The organism is Alcanivorax sp. HI0044 (genome assembly GCF_001634945.1).
Genome location: NZ_LWEZ01000518.1, coordinates 1 through 749, shown reverse-complemented (window position 1 = coordinate 749; position 749 = coordinate 1). Strand labels below are relative to the sequence as shown.

At 58.6% G+C, this 749-nt stretch carries 1 protein-coding gene; it reads right to left on the bottom strand.

Annotated features, from left to right (window positions below; translation table 11 throughout):
* Positions 1-749: NAD(+) kinase (locus A3730_RS06130; protein ID WP_063537720.1), on the bottom strand; the 749-nt coding region annotated here is incomplete at both ends.

The following is a 749-nucleotide window of genomic DNA, read 5'->3' as shown; positions in this document are numbered from 1 at the left end:
CATCACCAGGCCGGCTACTCCAGCCCAGCTTGGAGCGGCACGCCTGATAAAAATCATGCCCTGGAGGATGAATCAGCTGCAAGCGATGCGGTTTTTTGCGTATTGCAATCACATCATCCACCTGCAGACGAATCCCTTCGGTGCCATCGCAGCTGACCAACGGGCGCACTTTTTCCGTGGTGATGTGGATTTTGATTTCACTGTCACCCGCCACCACCAGCGGACGGCTGGTCAAGGTGTGAGGATTCAGGGGCACCAGCACCATGGCATCCAGCTTGGGATGCATGATGGGGCCTCCCCCGGACAGGGCGTAGGCGGTAGAGCCGGTGGGCGTAGAGATAATCAGGCCATCGGAGCGCTGTCCGTAGACAAAGTGCCCGTCGATCATCAATTCAAAATCGATCATGTGCACACTGTCACCCGACAGCAGCACAATGTCGTTCAGGGCGCTACCCTCACCCACCACCGTTTTGCCCCGCCGCACTTCCAGATCCAGCAGGAAACGCTTCTCCGTACTGTACTCGCCATCCAGCACCTGACCGACCCGGGATTCGATTTCAGAGGGAAGAATGTCGGTAAGAAAACCCAGGTGGCCGCGGTTCACACCCAGTACCGGCACGTTATAGCGGGACAACGTACGCGCTGCGCCCAGCAGGCTACCATCCCCGCCAACCACAATCACCAGATCACAGGACTCCCCCATTTGTGAGGCACTGGCGGCCTGCAAGCCCATCTCCGGGAGATTGCCG